At 37.5% G+C, this 9,331-nt stretch carries 9 protein-coding genes; 5 read left to right on the plus strand and 4 right to left on the minus strand.

The features are described from left to right. Positions 1 to 216 precede the first annotated feature (216 nt). Positions 217 to 1,002: a transcriptional repressor AgaR gene (agaR, locus tag AAOP42_RS13285; protein WP_349529017.1), complete on the plus strand. Its 786-nt coding sequence runs from the start codon at positions 217 to 219 to the stop codon at positions 1,000 to 1,002. 129 nt (positions 1,003 to 1,131) lie between these two features. Here agaR and AAOP42_RS13290 read toward each other — a convergent pair whose 3' ends face one another. Next, on the minus strand, positions 1,132 to 2,595 hold the full coding sequence (locus tag AAOP42_RS13290; protein ID WP_349529018.1) for a hypothetical protein: 1,464 nt from the start codon (positions 2,593 to 2,595) through the stop codon (positions 1,132 to 1,134). 466 nt (positions 2,596 to 3,061) lie between these two features. Between AAOP42_RS13290 and AAOP42_RS13295 the strand changes: the two genes are divergently transcribed. The 4 genes from AAOP42_RS13295 (at position 3,062) to AAOP42_RS13310 (ending at position 7,880) form a co-directional block, all read left to right on the plus strand. Continuing rightward, positions 3,062 to 4,420: an RHS repeat-associated core domain-containing protein gene (locus AAOP42_RS13295; protein WP_349529019.1), complete on the plus strand. Its 1,359-nt coding sequence runs from the start codon at positions 3,062 to 3,064 to the stop codon at positions 4,418 to 4,420. Between the two features lie 57 nt (positions 4,421 to 4,477). Continuing rightward, positions 4,478 to 5,224 (plus strand): toxin-antitoxin system YwqK family antitoxin, encoded by a 747-nt coding sequence (locus tag AAOP42_RS13300; protein ID WP_349529020.1) that lies wholly within the window; start codon positions 4,478 to 4,480, stop codon positions 5,222 to 5,224. 130 nt (positions 5,225 to 5,354) lie between these two features. Beyond that, complete coding sequence (locus AAOP42_RS13305) at positions 5,355 to 6,719, plus strand: RHS repeat-associated core domain-containing protein (RefSeq protein ID WP_349529021.1); 1,365 nt, start codon at positions 5,355 to 5,357, stop codon at positions 6,717 to 6,719. Between the two features lie 609 nt (positions 6,720 to 7,328). Continuing rightward, positions 7,329 to 7,880 carry an REP-associated tyrosine transposase gene (locus tag AAOP42_RS13310; RefSeq protein WP_349529022.1) on the plus strand — a complete coding sequence of 184 codons (552 nt, stop codon included), beginning with the start codon at positions 7,329 to 7,331 and terminating at the stop codon, positions 7,878 to 7,880. Between the two features lie 227 nt (positions 7,881 to 8,107). On the opposite strand, the gene AAOP42_RS13315 is transcribed toward AAOP42_RS13310, so the two are convergent. Genes AAOP42_RS13315 through AAOP42_RS13325 form a run of 3 tightly spaced genes read right to left on the minus strand, consistent with a single transcriptional unit; the run spans position 8,108 to position 8,978 of the window. After that, positions 8,108 to 8,404 (minus strand): type II toxin-antitoxin system RelE/ParE family toxin, encoded by a 297-nt coding sequence (locus AAOP42_RS13315; RefSeq protein ID WP_349529023.1) that lies wholly within the window; start codon positions 8,402 to 8,404, stop codon positions 8,108 to 8,110. After that, positions 8,404 to 8,613 carry a hypothetical protein gene (locus tag AAOP42_RS13320; RefSeq protein WP_349529024.1) on the minus strand — a complete coding sequence of 70 codons (210 nt, stop codon included), beginning with the start codon at positions 8,611 to 8,613 and terminating at the stop codon, positions 8,404 to 8,406. The genes AAOP42_RS13315 and AAOP42_RS13320 overlap by 1 nt, the downstream gene beginning before the upstream one ends. Next, the gene (locus AAOP42_RS13325; RefSeq protein WP_349529025.1) at positions 8,610 to 8,978 is read right to left on the minus strand and encodes a helix-turn-helix domain-containing protein; all 369 of its coding nucleotides are present in this window, start codon (positions 8,976 to 8,978) and stop codon (positions 8,610 to 8,612) included. The genes AAOP42_RS13320 and AAOP42_RS13325 overlap by 4 nt, the downstream gene beginning before the upstream one ends. Positions 8,979 to 9,331 lie beyond the last annotated feature (353 nt).

A 9,331-nucleotide genomic window follows, 5' to 3' on the forward strand; every position in this document is an offset into this window, starting at 1 on the left:
CTACTTAATTTCATAATCTTTTCTTTTCAAAGATAGCATCCAGGCCGAATGTTTGCAAAAGTATTTGTAAGACTAAATGTTTATATTTGAAATGTTTTGAAAGTAATGAAGATCAGAGGTTGATTATTTTATTGTAAATAATCCATGCTGTCAATTACCTTCAAATTAAAAATGATTTATACCTTAGCGTGCCCAATGCATCAATTTTATTGAACTATGAATTACGACAAACAAAAGATGAAATCGACAGTTAGAAGGAGAACTGTAATTTTAGAAAAGTTAGAAACTGACAATCAGGTCAATGTCAGCCAGCTAAGCGAAGAGTTTGGAGTAAGTGAAGTAACAGTAAGAAATGATCTGGCGCAACTTGAACTTAAAAACCTACTGATTCGCGCCCGAGGAGGTGCCATCAAGATTAGCAGAGTGGGCATGGATCACCAACTTTCTGAAAAGAATAAAATCAATATCAAGGAGAAACGTAAAATCGGAAAAGCTGCCGCACAACTGGTCAGCAATAATGATACAATCATTATCGATTCGGGATCAACTACAGCCGAACTGGCCCACAACCTGGAAAACATCACCAACCTCAATGTAATTACCAATGCGCTGAATATTGCCAGCCAATTGTCGAGTCAAAAAAGCATCAATGTGATCGTACCGGGTGGTTTTCTCAGACCGGAATCATTGTCGCTGGTAGGTGCTCCGGCTGAAAACACCTTTCAGAACTACTATTGCGACAAGCTCTTTCTGGGTGTAGATGGTCTGGATATAGAACATGGCCTTTCTACCCCCAACATCGAGGAAGCCCACTTGAACCAAAAGATGATCAATATTTCCAAACAAGTGATCCTCCTGGCCGACTCAAGCAAATTTTCAAAAAGAAGCCTGGCCTTTATTTGTCCGATAAACAAGGTTGACATCTTAGTTACGGACAGTGGCATTACCAAAGAATTCAAAAAACAACTCGAAAACATAGGCATTACGGTACTGATTGCCTGATTACCATTCTAACGAATTTAAAAACCCTTATTGTTCACACCCCCAACTGCTAAATAAAGTGAGTTTTTGGAATCTTCTAAAGTTGACTCTTCAGGACAAACAACCTTCCAGATCACAGTTGCATAAATTTCATATTTTTATACCATACCTCACTTGAAATGTCTGACTATGAGGATCCGTCTTAGACCTATTAAAATTATAAAGAATCAAAAGACTTCCATTTATTCCGGAACGGTGTTTAAAGTCCTTTCCAAGGCCAAGAAGCCAACGTTGAGACCATACTCTTGCTGATTGATCGGCATTCGCATCTTTATCTACCACTCCTGTTCTTTCGTATTCTCCATGCAGGTAGATTTTTTTCAATAGGGCATACTCCAGAAAAGAACGATATCCTACCAAATCTTCTTCCTTACTTGATCCTTCTCCTATTTTTGCTCTCCCATTTACTCCAAATCCGACAGATGCTTTTCCGGTTAATTTATAGGCTATTGATGGAGAATAATCTATCAACAGTGGTTTGTGACCTCCTATTTGGATATAGCCGGCTATCGTAAATCTTTGTACCAAAGTATTCTCATTTATTGATTCCATATCCTGATCAAACAAATATTTGAGATAATCTCTTAGGGTGTGTTTTTTCTTTATAACCTCCAGTTCTTTTCTGGCCACAACTAATGCTTTCGATTTTCCCAGAAAATGATCTTCATGGTCACTAAGGGTTTCCTCCAGCAAATCAGAATCTTTTATTCGCTCTTCAAATTCCATTTTTTTTCCCGGAATATCTGCCATCATCTGTTTGTATTGGTCAGCATTTATGATTTCTTCGTATGACGCAATGATGTCATCACTTCCGTTAGGATTACTTGATAAATCGCCTAGAATATTTTCATTCAACTTGTGTTGCAGCTGTTCTTTCAAAATCATCTCAACAGCAGATGAATAATCGAAATGGTTAAGACTGTCATCTAAAGATTTGACATCTGAAAGATAATCGATATAAAGGCTATTACTAGTTGGTGGTGCTATAGAATCCGTGAGGTTTGAAAGATACGTATTTTTGTATTTTCCCCAATCAATGGAGTCCGGGCTTAAAGTATTAATAATCATACTATCAGGAATATTATATTTACTTTCAAGAAGCCGTATTTGATCTTGTTTAAAAGACTTTTGTATTTGAAGTAAGCTGTCTTTCAAATACCCTCTTTTGTTTTCTATGTAAGTGGAGTCAAAAAACATACTTAAGTAATCATTACCAAGGTATTTTTGCTGATAAGAGGAGAAAATGCTACCACCGGAATTCGACCAAAGCTCTCTAAAATAGGAAGAGTCTATTGCCTGTTGAGGAACTTTACCTGCCAGGTATTTTTGCCGATAAGCAGCTTGTATGCTGTCAAATTTCATTTCAAACTTTCTATCCTGCAATTTCAAGTTCCTTTTCTTCTCTGTTTTCAATTTGCGCCATTCCTTTTTTGCTTCTTTGTCCAAACCCTTTGGTACAGACTCCTTAGTATTACTTAGGTCAATAGTGAGTGATTTCGGGTAAAATACCTTTGTCTGAGCTGTTACTTTATTAAATAATTGAAAAAATGACAAAACAAAAACATAACTTATTACGGCTAATCGGTATTTGTAGGTATTGAAAAAAAAAAGATATCATTCGTTTTTTAAAGCTGTCTTTGCTGTGTAGAGGTTATACCAAAAAAACCTTATAAAATCATTTTAACCTGATTAGTATATGATTTTCAGATCGAAAAAGCATATGACTGTATTAAAAGGACTCATACAAAAAACCTTTGAAGTATTCTTTTCAAATATGTAATGTAGTCTGATTAAATAATATATTCTTTAAAAGAATATATTAAAAACGATATTGAGTCATTATTTAATTTTTTAATAATGTTATATTAATAATAAATTTTGAATTAAAAAAAAGTTAAACTAAGTTTAATTTTCTGAGTAACAAAGGCAAGTTTTGTTCAAAAGTAATTTTAATTATTAAGGGATTCACCTAAATACCCCGTTCTTTTAAGTCTTCCGAAGGATGACTTGAAAGTAATGAATGAAAGGTAGAGACTTTGTCTCGGAGGTAAACTATTCCCTCGAAGTGAAAGAAGGAGACAAACTGGAGCTGGACGTCAACGTCTTTTTCGTTGAGGATGATAACGACGAAGTATTCCCAGGGCTGATGGGCTTTTTGGCGAGTAGCTTTGGCGTATCCAATGGCATAGGCAGTGAAACAGCCCATATCTACGATGGATTGGAAAATGCCTCCGGCCTGCTGGCACTCTCACTCACCAATTCATCAAATGCACCAAGGGCCTACCTGATGTGCATGGTCTTCGACCAGGACTATGTACTTATCGACCCGACCACCGGAGGCTATGACTTCTATGCCCCCGTACCGGAAGCTGCGGCTACAGAAACCCAAAATATCTCCCTGGAGATAGACATTCCCGAAAACGCAAAGTATATTTACACCTATGTGGCCAACGAAAGTGCTGGCACCAATGTGTTCTTTGACGATTTTACTGTAAAGCAGCTTGGCGTAGATATTACCCAGACCACAGACTACTATCCCTTTGGAAGTGTGCTAAGCCATTGGCAGAAGGAGGTATACAGGTTTGGATATCAAGGCCAGTTTGCAGAGGAAGATGAAGAAACGGGTTTTAATGCCTTCGAGCTTCGAGCCTTCGATAGCAACATAGGTAGATGGATGGCCCCCGACCCTTACAGACAATTTGCATCACCTTATAATGGTATGGGAAATAATCCGGTTTATCTGATCGATAGAAATGGCGGTTGTGCCGGTGACGATATTGATTGTATTAATGCTGCAAAAGCTGCTGGATTTACAAGTAACTCAGACATAGCAGCCTATCAAAATTTGGAAAGGTTAGGTGTTGAAGACAGCAGATGGGGCTTTTTTGATGAGCTTTTGTTTAGGTTAAATGAAGGCGGTGGTGGATTTGTGTATTATGGAGACAATTCAGCTGGCTGGCCTGACGAAGTTCGAGCTGGTTTTGCCTCTGATATCATAGAAAACCCGACGGAAGGGCTGGTGGTATTTAAAGAATTGAATAGTAAGGTTCCTAAGTTTCAATTTGATAATCGTACACCAATCACGAAATCAAATTACAAGAAATTGCTGGATTTAATGGGAGATGGAAAATTTCTTTTCGAGTCAGGAGGTAAAGTAGTTGAAGTTACACTTGACCCTAACAAAGCCAATGAAATATTGAGAAACGCCATATCTACACATAATGGAATCAATCGTTATCCAGTAGGTCAAGGGGCAATGATGAGACCAGGAGGCATAGCAGGAGGTGGAAATATACTTGGCCCAGACAGTTTATTATATGAATTCCGAACAACTTTTTCCGATGGTACTGTTGCGAGGGATACTTTTGAGATAGAATAAATTATGAAGATTATGCCTTTTTCTCTCATTATGTTTAGTATTCTTTTCAGTTGCTCAGTGAGCCAAGATAAAGAAGAATATTATGATAATGGCAAATTAAAAAAACGCTGTGATGCGAATCGCTGCAAAGAGTACTATGAAAATGGTCTTATTAAAGCTGATTATCAGCATAGAAACAATACTCTACACGGGGAACACATTTTGTATGGTCTGGATAGCTCAAGAAGGGTTAGTAATTATTCACAAGGGATTCTCAACGGAGAATCGAAGCTTTATTATTCTGATGGTAAACTAAAAGCTAAAGAAAATTACCAAGATGGGGTTTTAAAGGGGACAATATTAGTGTATGATAAGTCAGGAGCTTTAAGAAAGAAATCAAAGGTTTTGACTATCAGGAAACAGAATATCGAAATCATGCATGAAATACTATATGATGAGAAAGGAGATATTGTTTCGGATTCAAACGATATAATTGAGTTCTCGAAAAATGATGAATTTGAATTTGGTAAAGAGGCTTTTTTTGAAATATCATACAAAAAATCAAGATGGAACAATTTCGTTTCCTTAACTGGAAGTGATGATGTCTATGACCAACACTTTTTTATTAAAGATTCCACAAAAGTCGATACAACTTCATTTTTCATGAGTAGTAATATTCGAATTCCTATTAATACCAATAAAGTAGGTTTGAATGTTTTGAGAGGGGTTTTGATGAATGTAGATACGGTTAAAGTGTTGGATAATAAATCAGCAGTTGTTGACCATGTTGACAAGTATTTTGAGTTTACTTATAATGTTAAGTAATATTAATCCACCGTTGTTTTAAGTGTTGCGTAGCACACTTGAAACTTTATAAAGAAATGTAGTGTCTGTGACACGGTGTAAAAGAAGTCCGTTCTTTTAAGTCTTCCGAAGGATGACTTGAAAGTAATGAATGAAAGGTAGAGACTTTGTCTCGGAGGTAAACTATTCCCTCGAAGTGAAAGAAGGGGACAAACTGGAGCTGGACGTCAACGTCTTTTTCGTTGAGGATGATAACGACGAAGTATTCCCAGGGCTAATGGGCTTTCTGGCAAGCAGCTTTGGCGTGTCCAATGGCATAGGCAGTGAGACGGCTCAAATCTACGATGGGTTGGAAAATGCCTCCGGCCTGCTGGCACTCTCGCTCACCAATTCATCAAATGCGCCAAGGGCCTACCTGATGTGCATGGTCTTCGATCAGGACTATGTACTTATCGACCCGACCGCCGGAGGCTATGACTTCTATGCACCCGTACCGGAAGCAGCCGCCACAGAAACCCAAAATATCTCCCTGGAGATAGATATTCCCGAAAACGCAAAGTATATTTACACCTATGTGGCCAACGAAAGTGCTGGCACCAATGTGTTCTTTGACGATTTTACTGTAGCACAGCTCGGCGTGGACATCACCCAGACTACTGACTACTATCCCTTTGGTTCTATCCTGAGCCACTGGCAGAAGGAAAATTACAGATTTGGGTATCAAGGAGAATTTGCAGAAGAAGACGAGGAGACTGGGTTTAATCATTTTGAGTTGAGGGAATATGATCCGATTGTTGGTAAATTTTTAATAGTTGATCCCAAAAGAATTGGTTTTTCTCCTTATATAGGTATGTCTAATAATCCGATTCGATTTACTGACCCTGATGGAGGTGGGCCTGAGGATATTATTGTTACTAATAAACAAGGAAAGGCATTATTTACAGTGGACGATGGAAGGGAAGAGATTACAACTATGACTGCTATTGATTTTTATAAAACGGGTAATCAATGGTTTTCACCGAATGCAGATAACTATATGCCTTTAATATCTGTTAGTCCAGAACTTACTAGTTTGTTAGAAAAGAATTTTACCTGGCAAGATATCGTGGATTTTTCAGAACAAACATTTGGAGCTCCTTCATTTGCTCAATATGGCGATGCAGATTGGAAACGGGCGGCTGAAGGTGCAGATGGACATTTCTTAGTTACTGTAAATGGAAAACCATATTGGGCTGATGCAATAGGTCAAATACCTTTTGGTATCTGGGCTTATAAAGAAACAGGAAGTCTTAAAGATGTCATTACTTTAGGGTTCCAGTTCGACAATGGAAGTCCACTCAACGTTTTGAAGGATAACGTGGAGATGAATAATCATTTTGATATTTATTGGGTGATTAGGGCTGCTCGTTATGCACATGGTAGGTATTATAGTATTGGAAATGGGATGTATCAAGAGAGGAATAAAATACCTAGTCCGAATATACTTGGCAGTCCAATAAATAAAAAATTGTTTTAGAAGATGAAGAATACAATTATTCAATCTGTTCTACTACTAATCTTGGTTTATTTAGGATGGGAGCTAGTTTCTAACATTATAGAACCAAAAGGAAGCAATTGGATGTGGATAATGGAAATGAATATATATTCAATTTGGGTCTTTGTTATAATAACAATTGGTAACTATGTATCTGGATTGCATGGCTATAAAGGGATGTTGTTAGTTCTTGTCTTTCAATTTTTAGTGCTACTGACAATTTGGTTTTTTAAGTTTGACTTAAGACCATTAAGGGCTACATACCTTTTAATTTGTGGTCTTTGTGTGATCGCCTACCCTGTTTTAGAAAAACATATGCATAAAAAGAAATCGATTGATTTGTAACCCGTTCTTTTAAGTCTTCCGAAGGATGACTTGAAAGTAATGAATGAAAGGCAGAGACCCCGTTGTTTTAAGTGTTGCGTAGCACACTTGAAACTTTATAAAGAAATGTAGTGTCTGTGACACGGTGCAAAAGAAGCGTGTAGATCCCGTTCTTTTAAGTCTTCCGAAGGATGACTTGAAAGTAATGAATGAAAGGCAGAGACTTTGTCTCGGAAGTAAACCATTATAGTTGCTATATTTGATCCTATGTCGGCTTATAAATTCAATGATCCTGATGGGATTTACTTTGTTACCTTCACGGTGGTAGAGTGGGTAGATATTTTTACCCGATCAGAATACAAGCGCATCGTATTGGAAAGCCTCCGGTTTTGTCAAAAAGAGAAGGGATTGGAGATTTACGGATGGGTAATAATGAGCAACCACCTGCATTTGATCATATCCAGAGCTGCCAGTGGTCAGACACTTTCTGATATTGTGCGGGATTTTAAAAAGTTCACGTCTTCAAAAATCATTGAAGCCATAGAAAAGAACAAATGTGAAAGTAGAAGAAACTGGATGTTGTGGATATTTTCATCTGCAGGCAAGAAAAACCGTAACAATACGAACTACCAGTTTTGGAAGCAGGATAACCATGCTGAGCACTTGATGTCTAATAAATTTATGGATCAAAAACTGAATTATATACACATGAATCCTGTAAATGCTGATATGGTAGATGAACCGGAAGAGTACCGATATTCAAGTGCCAGAGACTATTCGGGGAAGAAAGGGTTGCTGTCACTCAAAATGATAGAATAAGTGATACCGTGTCACAGACACTGGTTTTCATAATAGGTTTCAAGTGATCTTTCAGAACACTTAAAACAACAGGTAGAGATACTAAGAGTGTATAGTATAGATCGATTTCAGTTCAAAGGGTTTGTTCACAACTCCAGAATAAAGCATTTTGCGGATTTTGAATACTCACTTTTACAGGATTAATGATTTTGACAAGGTGAAAGAAGAAATGAATATTTAATTAATTATTAACGTTTCTTCCACTTCTTTGGGTCTTTACTGGTATTGAACACAGCCTTTACGGTGACGATTTTGTTTTCTTCATCAATCGTGAAATGAATCATGTAAGGGTACTTTTTGATAGGCAGGCAATGCACGTCATCATACCTGACCTGAAAGAAAGGGTTTGTTTTTAACTTTTTGAAGTAGGTTTTTACTTCGGCGTGGAATTTACGGCCAAGGCCAGGTTTTTGTTCGTTGTACCAGTCGATACCTTCCTGAATGTCATCATGAGCCTCTGGCTCGGCTTTGATTTTATACGCCATTAATCAAATCTGAAATTATCCTGTACCTGATCCCAGTCCAGTAACCTATCAGGGTTTTCTTTAGACTTTAGCGAACGTTCACGTACAATAGCTTTATGCTCTTCAGGAATAATGTCCAGCTCTTCAGCTTTATCAAAACCAAGATTTTTGACAAGCTCAATAAAGAACTGATACTTACTGTCAGGGATGTTTAATGTGACTTGTTTCATAATGCAGCTACATTTTTGTTGAAGAAATCTTTGAACATAGATTTGGTTAACACACCGTCAATGATACGAAAAATCGCTTGCTTGTCCTCTTTTTCCAATTGCTCGATAAGCTTCATTCGTTCCATTACAGATTTATTTTCAATAGTAACACCTTGTGGTAGATCGCCCTCATGGTTGATGATCTGATCAACGGTCATGTCAAAAAGTTTACTGATCTTATCTAAAGCATCGACAGGTGGTTCACCCTCTTCCTTTTCCATTTTGTTGTAGTTGGCAAGGTGCAAACCCGCAGTAGCAGCCTCTTCTTTTTGCAACAGCCCTTTCTTCGCTCTTATCTCCTTGATGTTTATTCCTACTTGTAGCATATCTCTATAAATACGGTATAGTACAAAGATAGTCTTAAAGTGAATTTTAAGCAATGTAAGCCCCGTTCTTTTAAGTCTCTTCCGAAGGATGACTTGAAAGTAATGAATGAAAGAGACTTTGTCTCGGTGGTAAACTATCAATCAAGCTAAAAGCTTCAAACAAAGTCAAACCACAAGTTACGCTGCACTAAACTTGCGGTAGAAAAGTGGATCCTGGAACTGCTACATTTGACAGGACAGTAAGTTAAGCTCGTTAAGCTAAATTTACATAAGATGAAACAAGAAAGAAGACACTTCGATAAGGAGTTCAAAATGATGGCAGTAAATCTGTGTTTGACAGGGAAGTCAACCAA

Source organism: Reichenbachiella sp. MALMAid0571 (assembly GCF_040151475.1).
GTDB lineage: Bacteria > Bacteroidota > Bacteroidia > Cytophagales > Cyclobacteriaceae > CAXBNB01.